This is a genomic window from Georgfuchsia toluolica, from assembly GCF_907163265.1.
GTDB classification, from domain to species: Bacteria; Pseudomonadota; Gammaproteobacteria; order Burkholderiales; family Rhodocyclaceae; genus Georgfuchsia; species Georgfuchsia toluolica.
This window is the reverse complement of sequence record NZ_CAJQUM010000001.1, coordinates 3,449,222-3,465,762: the sequence shown is the minus strand read 5'-3', so window position 1 is coordinate 3,465,762 and position 16,541 is coordinate 3,449,222. Positions and strand designations below refer to the sequence as shown.

20 protein-coding genes are annotated in these 16,541 nt (G+C 53.7%); 9 read left to right on the top strand and 11 right to left on the bottom strand.

Translation table 11 applies throughout. The annotated features are described in order from the left end of the window. From K5E80_RS16420 to K5E80_RS16405, 4 genes are all read right to left on the bottom strand, one after another. Positions 1 to 637 (bottom strand): aldehyde dehydrogenase family protein (locus K5E80_RS16420; RefSeq protein ID WP_220637171.1); only part of this gene is annotated, 637 nt, incomplete at its 3' end. A gap of 29 nt (positions 638 to 666) precedes the next feature. Continuing rightward, positions 667 to 1,095, bottom strand: a complete 429-nt coding sequence (locus K5E80_RS16415; RefSeq protein ID WP_220637170.1) for a GlcG/HbpS family heme-binding protein — start codon at positions 1,093 to 1,095, stop codon at positions 667 to 669. Between the two features lie 3 nt (positions 1,096 to 1,098). Beyond that, a complete protein-coding gene (locus K5E80_RS16410) occupies positions 1,099 to 2,031 on the bottom strand; it encodes a catechol 2,3-dioxygenase (RefSeq protein ID WP_220637169.1) in 933 nt (310 codons plus the stop codon). A 247-nt stretch (positions 2,032 to 2,278) separates the two neighbouring features. Then, the gene (locus K5E80_RS16405) at positions 2,279 to 3,211 is read right to left on the bottom strand and encodes a catechol 2,3-dioxygenase (RefSeq protein ID WP_220637168.1); all 933 of its coding nucleotides are present in this window, start codon (positions 3,209 to 3,211) and stop codon (positions 2,279 to 2,281) included. Positions 3,212 to 3,453: 242 nt separating this feature from the next. Between K5E80_RS16405 and K5E80_RS16400 the strand changes: the two genes are divergently transcribed. Then, positions 3,454 to 4,353, top strand: coding sequence for a LysR family transcriptional regulator (locus K5E80_RS16400; RefSeq protein ID WP_220637167.1), 900 nt, complete (start codon positions 3,454 to 3,456; stop codon positions 4,351 to 4,353). Positions 4,354 to 4,366: 13 nt separating this feature from the next. Here K5E80_RS16400 and K5E80_RS16395 read toward each other — a convergent pair whose 3' ends face one another. The 7 genes from K5E80_RS16395 to K5E80_RS16365 are packed head-to-tail and all read right to left on the bottom strand — an operon-like array spanning position 4,367 to position 9,267. Then, positions 4,367 to 4,678 carry a 2Fe-2S iron-sulfur cluster-binding protein gene (locus K5E80_RS16395; RefSeq protein ID WP_220637166.1) on the bottom strand — a complete coding sequence of 104 codons (312 nt, stop codon included), beginning with the start codon at positions 4,676 to 4,678 and terminating at the stop codon, positions 4,367 to 4,369. 5 nt (positions 4,679 to 4,683) lie between these two features. Further along, complete coding sequence (locus K5E80_RS16390) at positions 4,684 to 5,745, bottom strand: NADH:ubiquinone reductase (Na(+)-transporting) subunit F (protein ID WP_220637165.1); 1,062 nt, start codon at positions 5,743 to 5,745, stop codon at positions 4,684 to 4,686. A 16-nt stretch (positions 5,746 to 5,761) separates the two neighbouring features. Further along, positions 5,762 to 6,121 carry a phenol hydroxylase subunit P4 gene (locus K5E80_RS16385; protein ID WP_220637164.1) on the bottom strand — a complete coding sequence of 120 codons (360 nt, stop codon included), beginning with the start codon at positions 6,119 to 6,121 and terminating at the stop codon, positions 5,762 to 5,764. Positions 6,122 to 6,131: 10 nt separating this feature from the next. Continuing rightward, complete coding sequence (locus tag K5E80_RS16380; protein WP_220637163.1) at positions 6,132 to 7,679, bottom strand: aromatic/alkene/methane monooxygenase hydroxylase/oxygenase subunit alpha; 1,548 nt, start codon at positions 7,677 to 7,679, stop codon at positions 6,132 to 6,134. An 11-nt stretch (positions 7,680 to 7,690) separates the two neighbouring features. Continuing rightward, complete coding sequence (locus K5E80_RS16375) at positions 7,691 to 7,960, bottom strand: MmoB/DmpM family protein (RefSeq protein ID WP_220637162.1); 270 nt, start codon at positions 7,958 to 7,960, stop codon at positions 7,691 to 7,693. 11 nt (positions 7,961 to 7,971) lie between these two features. Beyond that, positions 7,972 to 8,964, bottom strand: coding sequence for an aromatic/alkene monooxygenase hydroxylase subunit beta (locus K5E80_RS16370; protein WP_220637161.1), 993 nt, complete (start codon positions 8,962 to 8,964; stop codon positions 7,972 to 7,974). A 45-nt stretch (positions 8,965 to 9,009) separates the two neighbouring features. Beyond that, positions 9,010 to 9,267: a phenol hydroxylase subunit gene (locus K5E80_RS16365; protein ID WP_220637160.1), complete on the bottom strand. Its 258-nt coding sequence runs from the start codon at positions 9,265 to 9,267 to the stop codon at positions 9,010 to 9,012. A 323-nt stretch (positions 9,268 to 9,590) separates the two neighbouring features. Between K5E80_RS16365 and K5E80_RS16360 the strand changes: the two genes are divergently transcribed. The 8 genes from K5E80_RS16360 (at position 9,591) to K5E80_RS16325 (ending at position 16,539) form a co-directional block, all read left to right on the top strand. Next, positions 9,591 to 10,562 (top strand): IS5 family transposase, encoded by a 972-nt coding sequence (locus K5E80_RS16360; protein WP_220637159.1) that lies wholly within the window; start codon positions 9,591 to 9,593, stop codon positions 10,560 to 10,562. 195 nt (positions 10,563 to 10,757) lie between these two features. After that, positions 10,758 to 12,455, top strand: a complete 1,698-nt coding sequence (locus K5E80_RS16355) for a sigma-54-dependent Fis family transcriptional regulator (protein WP_220637158.1) — start codon at positions 10,758 to 10,760, stop codon at positions 12,453 to 12,455. A 272-nt stretch (positions 12,456 to 12,727) separates the two neighbouring features. Continuing rightward, positions 12,728 to 12,955: a hypothetical protein gene (locus tag K5E80_RS16350; protein ID WP_220637157.1), complete on the top strand. Its 228-nt coding sequence runs from the start codon at positions 12,728 to 12,730 to the stop codon at positions 12,953 to 12,955. Positions 12,956 to 13,069: 114 nt separating this feature from the next. After that, the gene (locus K5E80_RS16345) at positions 13,070 to 14,575 is read left to right on the top strand and encodes a ferritin family protein (RefSeq protein WP_220637156.1); all 1,506 of its coding nucleotides are present in this window, start codon (positions 13,070 to 13,072) and stop codon (positions 14,573 to 14,575) included. Between the two features lie 16 nt (positions 14,576 to 14,591). Then, positions 14,592 to 14,855, top strand: coding sequence for a toluene-4-monooxygenase system B family protein (locus K5E80_RS16340; protein ID WP_220637155.1), 264 nt, complete (start codon positions 14,592 to 14,594; stop codon positions 14,853 to 14,855). Positions 14,856 to 14,864: 9 nt separating this feature from the next. Next, on the top strand, positions 14,865 to 15,200 hold the full coding sequence (locus tag K5E80_RS16335; protein ID WP_220637154.1) for a monooxygenase system ferredoxin subunit: 336 nt from the start codon (positions 14,865 to 14,867) through the stop codon (positions 15,198 to 15,200). Between the two features lie 16 nt (positions 15,201 to 15,216). Next, the gene (locus K5E80_RS16330; RefSeq protein ID WP_220637153.1) at positions 15,217 to 15,531 is read left to right on the top strand and encodes an MmoB/DmpM family protein; all 315 of its coding nucleotides are present in this window, start codon (positions 15,217 to 15,219) and stop codon (positions 15,529 to 15,531) included. Positions 15,532 to 15,546: 15 nt separating this feature from the next. Then, on the top strand, positions 15,547 to 16,539 hold the full coding sequence (locus K5E80_RS16325; RefSeq protein WP_220637152.1) for an aromatic/alkene monooxygenase hydroxylase subunit beta: 993 nt from the start codon (positions 15,547 to 15,549) through the stop codon (positions 16,537 to 16,539). Positions 16,540 to 16,541: the final 2 nt, after the last annotated feature.

Sequence of the window (16,541 nt, the reverse complement as noted above, 5' to 3'; positions counted from 1 at the left end):
TCGAGTTGGGGCCGAAGCCATGCACCACGTTGTAGACACCCTGCGGGATCCCGACCTGATTCATAACTTCGCCAAGTAGCGTAGCGGTTTGCGGGGTCTCTTCCGAGGGCTTCACAACGACCGTGTTGCCGCAGGCGAGTGCCGGCCCAACCTTCCATGTCATCAGCAACAGTGGTAGATTCCATGGGCAGATTACGGCGATCACGCCGATCGGGCTGCGTACTGCATAGTTCAAGGCGCCTCGGCCATCCGGTGTTTCCATCTCAAAGAACTCGGACGGCACGTTCTTCACCACGTCAGCAAAAATCTTGAAGTTGGCCGCGCCCCGGGGAATGTCAATATGACGCGCAAGGCTCATGGGCTTGCCCGTGTCTGCGCACTCGGCTTCAAGAAATTGCTCGAAGCGGCGATTGATCTCGTTGGCTACGCCATAGAGCAGGTCGACCCGATTGGCAACGGTCAGACTGCCCCAAGGTCCGGTCAAAGCGCTGCGTGCTGCCGCCACTGCTGCGTCGACCTGGGCTCTGTCCGCCTCAGACACCAACGCGAGCACCTTATTGTCGAGCGGAGACCGCTTCTCGAATTTCTTGGTACTTTCGACAAACTTGCCATCGATAAAATTTTTGATCAGGTTCATTTTTTCTCAATCATTGCATTTGTGATTCATCACTCTTTCAACCCGATTGCAGCGAGTCCTGCACGGGCACATTCCTCATCCTGATCGGACGAAGCGCCTGAAACTCCGATTCCACCGACCCAGTCATCATCAATACGAATTGGCAGACCGCCGCCAAATACAACCAGGCGCGGGCGCGCAGAGAAACCCAGCTTCATCCCTTCGTCGGCGCCAACGACATTCATCCACTGTTTGGTCGGAAAGCCAAAGCTCGCCGCAGTGTATGCCTTGTCAATGGCAAGATCGATCGAATGCAGGTAGGCCCCCGGCATGCGCAAGAACGCCATCAGGTTGCCACCGCGGTCGACAACCCCAACGTTAATCTGCCAGCCGCTCGCCCTGGCGTGCGTCACAGCCCCCTGAGCCGCTGCAGAGGCGGCCTCCAAGGTGATCCCGAAAGTGGAATTTGCAACTTCCATCACTCAAGTCACTACTGTCAGGAAACGCTCGTTGAGCTTGCGGTCGTGGTAGAAAATGGCGGGGCCAACTTCATCAATCGTCCACTTTATGGGCTGACAGTCAGGATAGGTTTGGTACCCACCGCAGAAGGTTTCGAAACGGTTGCCGGAAGGGTCGAAGGCGTAAATCGTGGTACCGCGCGTGACGCCATGCCGCGTCGGCCCAATGTCGATCGAGACACGGTTCATCGACATCAGGTCGGCAGCACGCAGAACTCTCTCCCAGCTCTCGAGCAGGAAGGAGACATGGTGCAGCTTGCCCGGCTCCGGATGACGGACAAAGGCGATGTCATGCGCCTTGTTTGACGTGGCCATGAAAATCGCCAAGTCAGTCTGGCCATCCTCAAGCACGACGTGCTCGGTAAGGTAGAAGCCCAGCACTTCTTCAAATAGCTTTTGTACCTTCTCTATGTCAGGGCCATAGAGCAGACAATGATCGAAACGGATTGGGGCAATTCCTTTATCTGCCAACGCCACCGCCCAAGCCTCCGGATTGACATAGGGCATTCCGTTGCCAAAATCCTTCTTCTCGGCGTAGAGCTCAATCAGATGGCCGCTGGGAATCTCGAAGCGCACGCGCTCACCAGTTTCGAGCATTTCACCGGCAGGAATCCTTTCCGTCTTGACGCCATAGGCACGCAGGTCCGAATCCAGTTTCTCCAGCGTCGACTTGTTGGCGACCTTGAAACCGAAATAATCGATCCCGGCTCTGTCGGCCTGATGCAACACAATGCTGTTGTGGTCACGCTCGTCCCAGGCCTTGAAGTAGACACGGCCCTGCTTGTCGCGCCCAGTCTCTATGAGACCCAGCACATTGCCGTAGAAATTTACACTCTCTTCAAGATCAAGCACGCGCAGTGCGGCGTGACCCGGGCGCAGAACACCGGTTAGTGCCATGATTAATTCTCCTCTTCAAAAGTTAACGCAGCCTTGACGAAATCTCTCTTTCAGGACTCTCATGCCAGTGCAGACATTTCGCCGCCGCGGCACGTTTCGATGAGCTTAAAATTTAAATGCTTTTGTAATTTCCCATTAATCGTTAATTTGGTGGAATAACTGCTGTTCCGTCCAATACTATTTTTTCTGATCACCTATACCTTTGTTGTATGGCGCTTTCAGAAGTGGGATTTGCAACTTCCATCACTCAAGTCACCACGCTCAGAAAACGTTCGTTGAGCTTGCGGTCGTGGTAGAAAATGGCGGGGCCAACTTCATCAATCGTCCACTTCAGGGGCTTGCAGTCAGGGTAGGTCTGGTACCCGCCGTTGAAGGTTTCGAAACGGTTGCCAGAGGGATCGAAAGCGTAGATCGTGGTGCCGCGCGTGATTCCATGCCGCGTCGGCCCAATGTCGATCGAGACACGGTTCATCGACATCAGGTCGGCAGCACGCAGAACCCTCTCCCAGCTCTCGAGCAGGAAGGAGACGTGGTGCAGCTTGCCCGGCTCCGGATGACGGACAAAGGCGATGTCATGCGCCTTGTTTGACGTGGCCATGAAAATCGCCAAGTCGGTCTGGCCATCCTCAAGCACGACGTGCTCGGTAAGGTAGAAGCCCAGCACTTCTTCAAATAGCTTTTGTACCTTCTCTATGTCAGGGCCATAGAGCAGACAATGATCGAAACGGGTTGGGGCAATTCCTTTATCTGCCAACGCCACCGCCCAAGCCTCCGGATTGACATAGGGCATTCCGTTGCCAAAATCCTTCTTCTCGGCGTAGAGCTCAATCAGATGGCCGCTGGGAATCTCGAAGCGCACGCGCTCACCAGTTTCGAGCATTTCACCGGCAGGAATCCTTTCCGTCTTGACGCCATAGGCACGCAGGTCCGAATCCAGTTTCTCCAGCGTCGACTTGTTGGCGACCTTGAAACCGAAATAATCGATCCCGGCTCTGTCGGCCTGATGCAACACAATGCTGTTGTGGTCACGCTCGTCCCAGGCCTTGAAGTAGACACGGCCCTGCTTGTCGCGCCCAGTCTCTATGAGACCCAGCACATTGCCGTAGAAATTTACACTCTCTTCAAGATCAAGCACGCGCAGTGCGGCGTGACCCGGGCGCAGAACACCAGTTAGTGCCATGATTAGCTTTCCTCTTCAAAATGATTTTCGCCAACTCAATACTTGCTGCTTTTTTCTTTGAGGCTGACACCAGCATCAGTGTTTTAAGAATAAATAAATCTCGATATACCTATAATCTTTTGTTGATTTAACCAATTCATCGCCATACCGTCCAATACCTTTTTCTCTCACCATTCATACTTAAAAGGTATAGACTTTTAGCGCACCTCGTTCAAGGTCCCATCTCTTAAAAGTGCCAGCACATGGAACTAAAACATCTGCGCTATTTCCTCGCATTGGCGGACGAACTCAACTTCAGCCGCGCTGCAGCCCGCCTTCACATCTCCCAACCTCCGCTGACCCGCCAGATTCAGCAACTGGAGCAAACGCTCAAGGTTCATCTGTTTAAGCGCACCCCGCGCGGCGTTACGCTTACCGAAGCTGGAGTGACCTTCCTTGAGGAAGCCCGCAAGCTGCAATTTCTCGCCGACCAAGCGGTCATCCGAACCCAGATGACCAGCCGCGGTGAACTCGGGCGTATCGAGATCGGCGTGTTCGGCTCGGCGATTCTTTCGGTCATTCCGCAACTCATGCTTGAGTTCGGCAAAATTCACCCCAAAGTCACCTTTGGTTTGCACACAATGCACAAGTCCGAGCAAATTGAAGCGTTGCTCCAACGGCGCTTGTCGATCGGATTCAGTCGCATCTTTCCAGAGGTATCGGATATGACGATCGAAACCGTGTTTGAGGAAGGTTTTTGTGTTGCCCTCAATGAAATACATCCGCTCGCCGCGAGGAAAACGATTTTGGTTGGTGATCTCGAGGGGCAACCCCTGGTGATCTATCCGAACATCGGACGGCCAAGCTTTGCTGACAACGTGATCGCTCTCTGCCGTCATGCCGGTTTTAACCCCGTTATTGCCTTTGAAGCGGAAGATGTATTGACAAGCATCGCCCTTGTATCGAGCGGACTTGGGCTCTGTGTTGTGCCGCAGTCGGCGGCTGGCTTGATGCTTCCACGCACCACCTACCGTCCGCTTATAGCTCCTGATGCCAGAGTCGAACTCAAGTGCATGTACCGCAGCGACGATACGTCGCCGTCCCTGCAGGCATTTCTCAACCACGTCCGCAGAATCGCCAATAACCCGCTCCCAGGTGGCTGACTGATGAATGGGCCTAGTCATTGCGCAGTATGTTCTTTTTCATGAGTCCGACAACGCGCAGCACGACATCACTGGTCGGCTTGGATCGGCAGGCAAGTACACGACCAGCCGCCTCATCCGCGACGCTAATGTGCTCTCGACTCATCACTCGCTTTTTGATCGCGCCGCTGACGATCTGAATCTTGCAGACACCACAGCCACCTCCGCGGCAGCCCACCGGGATTCCCCGCTTGCCGAGCTTTTCCATTCCGACCAGCAACGATTCCTGGTCAGAACAGCGGAAGGTCTCCCCGGTTTCCTCGATGGTTACGAGGTGGTAAGCCATGGCCGCTAGATTTTTTTGAAAAGAGGACTTCTCACTTGCTGCGCATCGGCAGCGGAGAAGAATTTTTCGGAGTAAATGTCACGCTCGAAAAGCCGCCCCTGCATCAGCGTTGCTATGCAGGCATCGATCATCACCGGCGGCCCGCACAAGTAGGCCTTATGGCCGCGGAAGTCGTTGTTGAAATACTCCTTCGCCGCTTCATGGACAAATCCACGCCGGCCATCCCAATCAGACTCAGCCGGTTCGTTGGAGAGCACCGGCACGTAAGAAAAGTTGGTGTGCCGCGCGGCCAGTTCCTTGAACAGATCGTGGTAGTACAACTCGTCCTGCGTCCGCGCACCATATACCAAGGTGATCGGCAGGCTACAGCCTTCCTCGAACAGGTCGAGGATCATCGACTTGGGGCTGGACAAACCTGAACCGCCGGCAAGAAAGATCGGTGGCACATCAGCCAACTTGCGCACGAAGAAACGGCCATATGGCCCCGCCAGTTGCACCGGATCGCCAACCTTCAACTCGTTGTGTATCCACGTGGTGGCCTTGCCGCCGGGAACCAAACGAATGTTGAGTTCGATCTCTCTACCCAACGAGGGTGCATTGGCCAAGGAAAATGCCCTGATGGTCTTGTCGCCCGGGATGTGCAGGTTGATGTACTGCCCGGCCTGAAAGCGAATCCCATCCGGCTCATCAAGCTGGATCCAGACCCCTTTGATGGTCGGCGTGAGGTTTTGGATCCGGCTGATAATGCCGCTGAAATCCCGTACCGGCAAATTCAGCGCATCCGGTTCGACCTCAATGTCCGCCTCTATAGTAACGTCGGACTGGGGTATCGCGCAGCAGGCAAGGCAGAGTCCCTCTTCCCGCTCATAATCCATCAGTGCGAAGTTGGAGGCTTCTCCGTGCTCGACTTCCCCATCGACTACCTGTACCTTGCAAGTGGCACAGAGTCCATGACAGCAAGCATGGGGCAAGTAGATCCCGGCACGCAGACTCGCATCCAGCAACGTCTGCCCGTCTTCGACCTCGATCGTCTGCCCAAGCGGCTCTATGGTAAGGTTATAGCTCATTGTCTTCAGCCAAAAATCAGGCGCAACTCCCCTTGATACCGGTCAGCCCAGGCGTACGAAAGCGGATCACGTCCTTGTGCTTGAGGCCGTTTTCCGCCAAGGACTTGCCCGGATCGGGTTTCCAGGGCTTGCCCGACTTAAACCACTCCGCTTTGCTCCAGTCGATCTTGGCACAGTCGGGGTGATAGCCGAAGGCTCCAGGGATCACTTGCTCCTGGATCGCACCAAACGGCATCGTCGGCGGGAATGGGAGGGCAAACGGCGCGCAGAACATCAAGTGGTCTTCCCAGCCGATGTAGAGCAACTGGCTTCCGTGAAACTTGTCCTGAGTATCCGCCGCAGCGAACTCGTAGGGTTTGAGTGCAACAACAGGCATGCTTGTCTCCTTAGTTCTTGGTCGCCATTTCGCGCCAGGCAGCGAAATTCTTCTGATCTTCGGATCCCTCGAAGTCAAGATTGTCGCGTCCGTGCTCAAGGTGGTAGTACTTCAGCACTTCCGGTAACGGCTCGAAGCCAGGCTTGGTCGGGTCGGTTCCTTCCGGAAAGCAATTGCCTTGATAGATCTGGTGCACCGGAAGCCAGGCTTGGATATATTTCTCAGGCTCGTTGTCGAATATTTCTTTGCAGCCGTCGGAACAGGTGTGGTACTTCTCGCCTTTGTAGTCCGATTCGCGATAGCAGATCTTGGTCGGGTCGGAGGGCTCGGTGAACAGCATCGGGATCTGGCAGACTTGGCATAACTGGGGCAGAGTCATGTTGTAGAAGCGCTTGCCCTCCTTGTGCTGCTCGGCCCAATACTCGAAGCGTGGCCGGTAGTATTTGTCGAAGGTGTTCGGGTATTTCTCCGACAGCCAGTCCATTTCCTCGGGCTTCGGCATCCATGTGTGAAAGTCAGCCGCAGCGCCGTACTGATAGAAGGTCGCCCAAGCCTGGTGGGAGATGTGCTCCTTGTCAATGGTGGCCTGAGCGATGCACTTCGGCATCTTGATGCCATAGCGAGCCAAGTCATTGAATAATGCGCCACCATTCTGCTCGAAGTAGATTTCCCAGGCTTCCTTCCAGCTCATCACGCGCTTGGGCAGCATATAGTCCATCATCATGCCAACCAATGTCAGTACGCGGGTGCCGCGCCACGTCCATTTATCAATCCAGCGCTGAACGATGGGCAGGTTGTCCGGATCCTGTTCAAGCATGAATTTGATGCACTCGAGCCCCAGTGTCATATGGCGCGCTTCATCAGACTGCGCGGAAAATCCGAAAGTCATCACGCCCATATCGCCGTTGTAAGCAGCCCCGGAGACGAACGGTACGAATAATAGATTGGTAAGCACGTATTCGAAGCTGAAGCCGATGGCGATCATGAATTCGAATGGGCCAGCGGTATAGGCATCGTCAAAGAAGGAACGCGGTACCGACAGATACCAGACCCTTTCAATCATGTGCAGGAAATCATGGAAACCGTTGTAGTGTTTGTTGTAATTCGACAATGCATGAATCTGCGTCTGCGCATGGCGCAGTTCGTCGAGCGATTGCATCAGACAGGCCACTCGCGGGCCCACGCCGCGCATCTGCCGTCCGACATGGGCGAAACCGCGATGTGCCATGTACTCGAGCGGAGAAATGCCGGTCAGGAATAGTTTCAGCGTATTGATATAGCGCGCATCGGTGACACCCAAGTGGCCATTGTTTTGCGCAAAGGCATCGATGATCGCATAGAGCTTGCGATCCTTCTCGGCCTGATATTTCCAGTAGGCGTCCATGGTCATGCGAAATGGATCTTCCCATTTATCCCAGTCATGAATCTTGATGCCTTCGAACTTGTCGTATGGGAACACTTTGTCCATCGGTTGGTAGGTGGTATCCCAACCGAGCCCGCGGGTCATCAGCGAATAGCGCTCCTTCAGACCCAGCTTCTTATTGACCTTGATGTCCATATGCTTTCTCCTCAGTTTTTCCAGCTCAGATTGAACTCATCGTCGGTTTCATCGACGTATCCGGACAACGTGATCAGGTTGGCCTGCATTTCCTGCAATTCAAAAGAACGTCCCATCTTCTCTTCGATGGTGGTTCGCTTGATGGTCATGCTGCCGGGTACGTCAATCTTCACCATTGCTGGTTGCTCGTTAACGATGGCGGTCGGGTTGTCTTCGAGAATTGCCTCGATGATGCCGCGCGTCTCCTCGTTCCTTTGGAAAGCGATAAATACATTAGACATGTCGTTGCTCCTTAAAGGGTCAGGCCGAGTTTTAAGACACGGGCGTTGAATTGTTCGACAATCTCGCTCATTACCGATTCGGCATTGCTGCCCAGCGCATGCATGGCAATTGGCGTCAGCGCCTCAACGGCGCGCTCTCGCCAAATGCGGACCCACTCCGAAACCAGCACCTTGTTCTCGTCCGACTCGGCGACCGCGGTCTTGATCGAGGCATCGACCCATTTCGCGGTCTCGGCATACCATTCGGCCTGGAAGCGGATCAGCATTGACACTGCTGGTCCAGCCTGGGCTGACAGTGCGTTATCGATATGACTGTATACCAGCGGATAAAGCAGCCCATCCAGCGCCAGGTTCTGGGCGACGAAAAGCTCGAACCAATCCTGGGTCACCAGCATGTCTTCGACGCTGCGACGCAGACCTTGCCACTCCCAGTTTTCCATCCAGGCCTTCTTGGCGACATCGAGGGCCGCCGGCTCGTCGAGCAGCAAACCAACGCGAGTCAGATATTGGGCAATGCCGAGTTGATCCATGGCGCAATAGAGACAGGGCTGGGTAATTGCCGTGCCGAAACCGTAGGCGGCGCAGAAACTGTTGTTCATATTGCTGCCCCAGGCAACGTGGCGTAGCGGCAGCAGCACTTCAAGAGCGATCTTTCTCGCTGCCTCAGGGTAGTTTGCGGCCAAGCCCCGCTCCTCGACGAAATCGAAGTCCGACTCTGCGGTCTCCTGCATGCGCGCCCGGGTTATGGTGTAGGTGCCGTAGTAGAACTGGCGTGGATCCTTGAAAGCGTACCAGTCGCGCATCTTCAGTTTGGTGCGGCGGGCGTCGAAAATCTCGTATTCAGGCGCCCATAATGGACGATAGTGAAAGTTAGCCTCGGCCTGCAGACAAATGGTTCCCTCCTGGTAGCGTGACGCCGGCTTATCGCCGCCAATTCGTGCCGCGACATGATCGAAGGTCTGACGCAGCGGCTTTATACTGACAGTACGAAGATCAATTTGCATTACTTGCTACCTCCTTTAATTTCCAGTTCGATGCAGCCGATTGCCTTACTTGAAACGATGATGAACGGCATCGCGCAAGCGCCACTCCATGTCCTCAGTTCCATCCTCAGTTCCAACTTTTAACTGAGATTTCTCGTTAAGAAATACAACACCGTTGATGGCACAGAATTCATCGAACCCACCGGACGGAAGGATCATCTCGGCAAAGAGTTCTGGTTCTCCAACGGCAAAATCAAATTCGACAAACCCATCATCGCGAAGCTCGGTGATGCGCACGAATTTTTTTTTTGGATCAAATGCCATGGCCTAATCTCCTTTAGATAGCAATCCCCTAACAAGAGTCGTGCCAGGCGATCGATGATGTTGTCTTTTATCGAGATTATGTTCTTGGCGAAGCCCAGTCAGATTGATATCGAGGGAAACCGATGGATCGATTGAATCATCTCGAGGCAGCAATCTGATTAAATAATCATGCTGCAAAGCAGCAAAGCTTTGCGCTACATAAATGGCTGAACTACTCCAGCACACAAATTCGTTTAGGGAAACACTGAATAAATAACAAATGCCGTGAACGCTTTTTTTATCATGCTGTCTGACACGGAGTATCGAGCACAAGGGACGAAACGATGAAGCAGATGACGCTGGCGGCGACACGAGGATTCGAGAAGCACAACCGGGCGACGCGCAAGGCGGAGTTTCTGTCGCGCATGGACGGATTGATGCCGTGGGCCGGGTTTTGTGCGCTGATTGAACCGTATTACCCGAAGGTCGGGAATGGTCGGCCGCCAGTCGGGCTGGAACGGATGCTGCGGATGTACTGCGTGGCCAACTGGTTCAACCTGGCGGACGAAGCCTGCGAAGGCGCGCTCTACGACGTGGCCGTGTTCCGGGAGTTCTGCCGGTTTGATCCGGGACGCGAACGGATACCGGATGCCACGACGCTGCGCAACTTCCGGCATCTGCTGGAACAGCACGGCCGGGGCGCGGCCCTGTTTGCCAAGGTCGGCGAATTGCTGCTGGCCAGCGGCATGAAACTGTCGGGGGGCACGATCGTCGATGCCACGCTGATCGCCGCACCGCCTTCCGTCAAGAACCAGGACAAGAGCCGTGATCCGGAGATGCACCAGACCAGGAAGGGCAACCAGTGGTACTTCGGCATGAAGCTTCACATTGGAACGGACAGCCAGAGCGGTCGGGTCCATGGCGCCAGCGTCACCGCCGCCAATGTCCATGACAGCCATGAAGTGCCGAACCTGCTGCATGGCGAGGAAACCCGCTTCCACGGTGACAGCGCCTGCCGGGGCAAGGCGCAGCGTGAACGACTCAAGGACATTGCGCCAAAGGCAAAGGACTTCACCAACAGACGTGCCCACAGGAACTGCCCGCTGACGGACGCCGACAAGGAGACCAACTGTCGCAAGTCCAGTGTGCGTTCCAGGGTCGAGCATCCGTTCCCGACCCTCAAGCGTCTCCGGGGCTTTGCCAGGGTGCGCTATCGCGGCCTGGCGAAGAACGCCAACCGGGCCTTCGCCATGCTGGCAATGCTCAACGTCGGCAAATGGGGACGACCTCTGACGGGAGAGGTGCGTCCAGCATGAGGTGGAATGCCCTGCGTTTCCATTCAAAACAGGCCGGTTTTTCGATAAAAATGTCATTGGCGTCACGTTTTCGTCTCAATTCCAGATTACCGCTGAGTTTTGCGGCGGCTTATTCAGCGTTTCCTTAGATAATTTAGATATTTTTTTGGCTATACTGACCAAGGAGGTCATCCAGATGGCCCAAACGGAGAAGAAATGACGGATCGCGGCTACCCTTATCCGCAGGACACAGACCTGCGAAAACTAGTCAGATTTTCTGCTGAAGACGGCGCCATCTGGCTGGCAGAGGATCGCATGCTGCTGCTGCATGCCGCAGCGCTAGGCGGTCTCCGCAAAGAACTCATCAATTCAATTGGAATTGACCAAGCGCGACGTATTCTGACTCGTACGGGCTTTGCCTCGGGAATCCGGGACGCAGAATTGGCGAAAAAAATCCGAGGTCTCCACAATGCGGTGGATGCCTTCGTGGTCGGGCCGCAGTTGCATATGCTGGAAGGCAATGTCCGGGTCACACCGGTTAAGATCGACATGGACATCCCGGCTGGACGCTTTTTTGGCGAATTTCGCTGGGAGAATTCTTGGGAAGCCGAAGCTCATCTCAAAGAATTCGGACCGCAGGCAGATCCTGCCTGTTGGATGCTCATCGGTTACGCCTCCGGCTATGCCACAGCTTTTATGGGGCGTTTTGTACTGTTCAAAGAGATGGTCTGTGTCGCCTGCGGATCACCTGACTGCCGGATTGTCGGCAAACCAGTGGAGGAGTGGCCCGACGCCGCCCAATACACACCCTACTATGAATCCGATTCCATCGTTTCACGCCTGCTTGAGTTGCGCACGGAAGTGGATACTCTCCGGTCATCGCTTACCGAGCAATATCGGGTCGACAATCTTATCGGCGAGTCTCCAGCATTCCGCAACGCCTTCGAGCTGGTCGCCAAAGCCGCAAAAACCAATGTTAGCGTCCTGTTAAGCGGTGAAACCGGAGTAGGCAAGGAGCGCTTCGCCCGCGCCCTGCATCAACTCAGTGACCGGAATCAGCAGCCTTTCGTCGCAATAAACTGTGCAGCATTGCCTGCCGAACTGGTTGAGTCCGAGCTATTCGGTGTTGAAAAAGGCGCATTTACTGGAGCAAATGTTTCCCGTGCAGGAAAATTTGAGCGTGCCGATGGAGGCACGTTGTTCCTCGATGAAATTGGCGATATGCCTCTGCCTGCCCAAGCCAAGTTGCTGCGCGCATTACAGGAGGGCGAAATAGAAAGGCTCGGCGGAGACAAAGTGTGCAAGGTCAATGTGCGTGTCGTTGCCGCAACCAATGCCGATTTGCAGGAAGCGGTAAAACTTGGGAAGTTTCGCTCCGACCTGTTCTACCGGCTCAATGTTTACCCAATACACATTCCTCCGTTACGCGATCGCCCCCTTGATATTCCACCACTCGCGATGGCCCTGCTGAAAAAGTTTTCCGCACTGCACGGTAAGCGAATATCCGGACTCACCGACAAGGCATTGCAGGTGCTCAAGCGTTACTCTTGGCCGGGCAACATTCGGGAACTTGAAAACATGATCGAGCGAGGGGTCATTTTGGCTACCTCCGATGGCCAAATCCAGCTTGAAACTCTGTTTCCAACCCTCGACAATCTACAGGCTCCAGAAGCAGGAATCGCCACAAACGGACACATTGAGGAAAAGGGGTCCCCCGGCACGGCCCAATTCTGTGATGCCTTCTTCGCCAGCGGCCTTTCATTTGAATCTGTCGAAGACATGTTGTTGCACGAATCAGTATCACGATCAAAAGGAAATCTTGCGCAGGCAGCCAGACTGCTGGGAATCACTCGGCCCCAGCTTAGCTACCGTTTAAAGCGTGGCGAATTCAGTTCAACAAGTGAGGATCTATAGCAGGCAAGAACTGAACGATTGCCGTCTCTATATAGATAGAGTGGAAGAAACAGCCACGAATACTTATTGAAGGTGCCTATGCCGGTTGCGCGGCGAGATCATCAAGGACAAGTGAGCACCCAGGCGAGAAATTTCGCGTTGAGCACCTCAAGGAACGCGATGCCGCCAGTGCGGACTCCCTACCCAAGATGTTGAGTTGCTGTCGGATGCTCTGCTTGTCACCGAAGAGCGAGGCGTTTTCCGAATGGTCAGCATCCGTTCGGAGGATTGTCGTGGACATTATCAATGCCCGAATTTTGCTCATGACGGAGACAGTGAAACCGTTACAAAATTGGAATGTTGCGGAATATTGTTCCAATAGAAATATTCTTCTACCGCTGTCAGGATGTTTTTTATCAAATGGTGACATTGATCAACAAGCAATAATCCAATGCTTCTCTAACACCGATAAGAAAAAAACCGATTATTTAGCTATCGCCAAGCGTAGTATGGCTCTGTGAGCCTACAAAGTAATTAGTTCAATGGGCCTGAAAAACAGCTTGGCACAATCAATGCTTTAGACTATCAGCCGCTCAGCATCTTGAGTGAGGTTGAATACCTGGATGGAGGAAGACATGGCACTACTGGATCGCAGTCAATGGTATGACATTGCGCGCAATACCAACTGGACACCGCGTTATGTGAAGGAAGATGAGTTGTTCCCGAACGTGATGACCGGCGCCCTCGGCGTAGAGCGTCCGAAATGGGAAGCCTACGACGAGCCCTACAAAACATCTTATCCTGAGTACGTAAAGATTCAGCGCGACAAAGATGCTGGCGTTTATTCCGTCAAGGCGGCGTTGGAGCGAACTAAGTTGTTCGAGCAGGCCGATGCTGGCTGGCTATCGACGATCAAGGCTCACTATGGCGCCATTGCTCTCGGTGAATACGCCGCCATGAGTGCTGAGGCTCGTATGACTCGCTTTGGGCCAGCGCCAGGGATGCGCAATATGGCAACATTTGGGATGCTCGACGAAAACCGTCATGCCCAGTTGCAGCTCTATTTCCCCCATGAGCATTGTTCCAAGGACCGGCAGTTCGACTGGGCCCATAAGGCATACCATAGTAACGAGTGGGCTGCTATTGCCGCCCGCCATACCTTCGATGATCTGTTCCTGGGACGGGACGCCGTCAGTATTGCCATCATGCTGACATTTGCCTTCGAGACCGGGTTCACCAACATGCAGTTCCTCGGCCTCTCGGCCGACGCGGCCGAGGTAGGTGATTACACTTTTTCGAGTCTCATTTCGAGCATTCAAACTGATGAAGCGCGCCACGCCCAAATCGGCGGTCCGGCGTTGGAGATTCTGGTTGCCAATGGTCAAAAGGAAGAAGCCCAAAAACGTGTCTATGTTGGTATCGCACGGGCTTTGCGGCTATTCGCTGTGTTGACTGGACCTGCGATGGATTACTACACGCCGCTGAGCCATCGCAAACAATCCTTTAAAGAGTTCATGCAGGAGTGGATCGTCGTTCAGTTCGAGCGCTCCTTGATCGACCTCGGCCTTGACCTTCCCTGGTATTGGGACACGATGATTGCCGAGCTTGAGTTCCAGCATCACGCCTATCACTTGGGCGTGTGGTTTTGGCGGCCAACGGTATGGTGGAATCCGGCCGCCGGCATGACACCCGATGATCGCGATTGGCTTGAGGAAAAATATCCGGGCTGGAACGATACCTTTGGCAAGTGTTGGGACGTAATCATCGATAACGTGCTCAAAGGCAACATTGCCGCAACCATGCCGGAAACACTGCCCATCGTATGCAATATGAGTCAGCTGCCAATTTGCGCGGTGCCCGGTAACGGCTGGAACGTTAAAGATTACCCGCTGGAATACAACGGTCGCTCCTATCACTTCAATTCGGAAATCGATCGCTGGGTATTCCAGCAGGAGCCATTGCGCTATCGCGATCACATGAGCCTGGTCGATCGGTTTTTGGCAGGACAAATACAACCGGCGAATCTAGAGGGGGCTCTGAAGTACATGAATCTCGCCCCTGGCGAAAGCGGCGATGACGCACACAACTACGCATGGGCAGAGGCTTACCGCAACAAAGTTTACTCCCGTAAAGCCGCTTGATTGAGGAGAAACCAACATGGCACTGTTTCCAATCATTTCAAATTTTCAGGGCGACTTCGTTCTCCAATTGGTTCCGGTCGATACGGAAAACACCATGAGTCAAGTCGTTGCAGCGGCAGCCCACCATTCCGTTGGCCGGCGCGTCGCACCGCAACCGGGCAAGTTGATTCGTGTGCGCCGGCAGGGTGGAAAAGACTTCTTCCCTCAAGACCAGAAACTCGGTGAGACAGATATTCAACCGATGGAATGTCTCGAATTCATTTTTACAGACCCCTTGTGAGTTATAACTATGGCATTGCAAAAGATATGCACATTGGACGAATTATGGGAAGGCGAGATGGCGTCATTTGACGTTAATGGACAGGAAATTTTGCTGGTTTGGCCTGAAGGGGGCGCCATTAAAGCCTACCAAGGAAATTGTCCACATCAAGACATATCTCTTGCCGAAGGGCGTTTCGATGGCAAGGTAATTATGTGTCGTGCTCACCAATGGACTTTCGATAGCAGCTCCGGTCAAGGCATCAACCCTGGTGACTGTCAACTTGCCGAATACCCCGTCAAACTGGATGGGGACGATATCTATGTGGATACCGAGGGCGTTACACCCTTGTTTGCCCACAGCTGACATTTAAGGAAAAGAAATGACGACCAAGAGTTTTGCTGATGGCTACCAGAATAACCGGGTTGGGCCTGTCCTCAGAGCCAGTGATTTGACTCAGGGAATTATTGAAGCAGCCCAGGAAGACAATCCTGACAAGGAAATCCGAGTGGACGACAAGATTGCCTATGTCCGCATAGACACCGATGGCGAACTTATCTTGCGGCGCGAAACACTGGAGCGAACTCTCAGACGCCCATTCAAGATGGCCGAACTAGAAGTGAACCTTGGCTCTTTTGCCGGACGCATCGAGACCACGTCCGACTATGTCCGCTTTTATTTTGAGAAAAATATATAACGAGGAAACCGGATCATGAATCAACCTGAACGACTCAAACCACTCAAGACCTGGAGTCACTTGGCTGGGCAACGCCGCAAGCCGAGTGAGTACGAAATTGTTTCCACCAACCTGCATTTCAGCACCGACAATCCAGATGCTCCATTCGAACTTGATCCAAATTTCTCCTTGGCAAGATGGTTCAAGGAAAATCGTAACGCAAGCCCTCTAAAGCATCCGAACTGGAACTCTTTTCGCGATCCGGACGAAGTCGTCTATCGGACTTACAACTTGCTACAGGATGGCCAGGAAACATACGTCTACGGTCTATTTGACCAGTTTTCCGAGCGCGGTCACGATGCGATGCTGGATACTGCTTGGGCAAAACAATTAGCCCGGCTGTATGCTCCAGCCCGCTACGCCATGCATGCCATCCAGATGCAATCAGCTTATATTTCTCAAATGGCACCGGCGTCTACAATATCCAACTGCGCAACCTACCAAACAGCAGACAGCCTGCGCTGGTTGACACATACCGCCTATCGAACCCGGGAACTCGCGAACACGTTTCCCGACCTGGAGTTTGGTACCGCCGAGCGTCATTCCTGGGAAGAAGACCCGGCATGGCAAGGTTTTCGGGAATTGTTGGAAAAATCCTTGGTGGCTTGGGATTGGGCAGAGAGCTTTGTTTCCCTAAACCTGATCGTCAAGCCGGCCTTTGAAGAATGTGTAATCCGGGGCCTTGAGGACGCAGCCAGACACAATGGAGACACCTTGCTCGGAATGCTCAACGATGCCCAGATGCAGGATGCACTGCGCCATCGTCGATGGGCAACAGCATTGACAAAATTTGCATTACTGGAATCAGGGAACGACAAAGTCGTCAGTGGATGGATTAAAAAGTGGATGCCTCTCGCTGAAGCAGCAATAGAGTCCTATACGAAGCATCTGAGCGATGCTCCGGAGACAGCAAAGCGCGCGCGAACTATATTGGCTGAACTGCACGCTGCTCTTGGTCTTCAAATTTGAGC

What these genes read in the sequence shown, in the direction of transcription:
- K5E80_RS16345 (WP_220637156.1), top strand. Translation starts at nt 13,070, where the DNA reads ATGGCACTACTGGATCGCAGTCAATGGTATGACATTGCGCGCAATACC.
- K5E80_RS16365 (WP_220637160.1), bottom strand. Translation starts at nt 9,267, where the DNA reads ATGGCATTTGATCCAAAAAAAAAATTCGTGCGCATCACCGAGCTTCGC.
- K5E80_RS16415 (WP_220637170.1), bottom strand. Translation starts at nt 1,095, where the DNA reads ATGGAAGTTGCAAATTCCACTTTCGGGATCACCTTGGAGGCCGCCTCT.
- K5E80_RS16380 (WP_220637163.1), bottom strand. Translation starts at nt 7,679, where the DNA reads ATGGACATCAAGGTCAATAAGAAGCTGGGTCTGAAGGAGCGCTATTCG.
- K5E80_RS16340 (WP_220637155.1), top strand. Translation starts at nt 14,592, where the DNA reads ATGGCACTGTTTCCAATCATTTCAAATTTTCAGGGCGACTTCGTTCTC.
- K5E80_RS16390 (WP_220637165.1), bottom strand. Translation starts at nt 5,745, where the DNA reads ATGAGCTATAACCTTACCATAGAGCCGCTTGGGCAGACGATCGAGGTC.
- K5E80_RS16370 (WP_220637161.1), bottom strand. Translation starts at nt 8,964, where the DNA reads ATGCAAATTGATCTTCGTACTGTCAGTATAAAGCCGCTGCGTCAGACC.
- K5E80_RS16335 (WP_220637154.1), top strand. Translation starts at nt 14,865, where the DNA reads ATGGCATTGCAAAAGATATGCACATTGGACGAATTATGGGAAGGCGAG.
- K5E80_RS16360 (WP_220637159.1), top strand. Translation starts at nt 9,591, where the DNA reads ATGAAGCAGATGACGCTGGCGGCGACACGAGGATTCGAGAAGCACAAC.
- K5E80_RS16385 (WP_220637164.1), bottom strand. Translation starts at nt 6,121, where the DNA reads ATGCCTGTTGTTGCACTCAAACCCTACGAGTTCGCTGCGGCGGATACT.
- K5E80_RS16330 (WP_220637153.1), top strand. Translation starts at nt 15,217, where the DNA reads ATGACGACCAAGAGTTTTGCTGATGGCTACCAGAATAACCGGGTTGGG.
- K5E80_RS16375 (WP_220637162.1), bottom strand. Translation starts at nt 7,960, where the DNA reads ATGTCTAATGTATTTATCGCTTTCCAAAGGAACGAGGAGACGCGCGGC.
- K5E80_RS16410 (WP_220637169.1), bottom strand. Translation starts at nt 2,031, where the DNA reads ATGGCACTAACCGGTGTTCTGCGCCCGGGTCACGCCGCACTGCGCGTG.
- K5E80_RS16325 (WP_220637152.1), top strand. Translation starts at nt 15,547, where the DNA reads ATGAATCAACCTGAACGACTCAAACCACTCAAGACCTGGAGTCACTTG.
- K5E80_RS16400 (WP_220637167.1), top strand. Translation starts at nt 3,454, where the DNA reads ATGGAACTAAAACATCTGCGCTATTTCCTCGCATTGGCGGACGAACTC.
- K5E80_RS16355 (WP_220637158.1), top strand. Translation starts at nt 10,758, where the DNA reads ATGACGGATCGCGGCTACCCTTATCCGCAGGACACAGACCTGCGAAAA.
- K5E80_RS16405 (WP_220637168.1), bottom strand. Translation starts at nt 3,211, where the DNA reads ATGGCACTAACTGGTGTTCTGCGCCCGGGTCACGCCGCACTGCGCGTG.
- K5E80_RS16395 (WP_220637166.1), bottom strand. Translation starts at nt 4,678, where the DNA reads ATGGCTTACCACCTCGTAACCATCGAGGAAACCGGGGAGACCTTCCGC.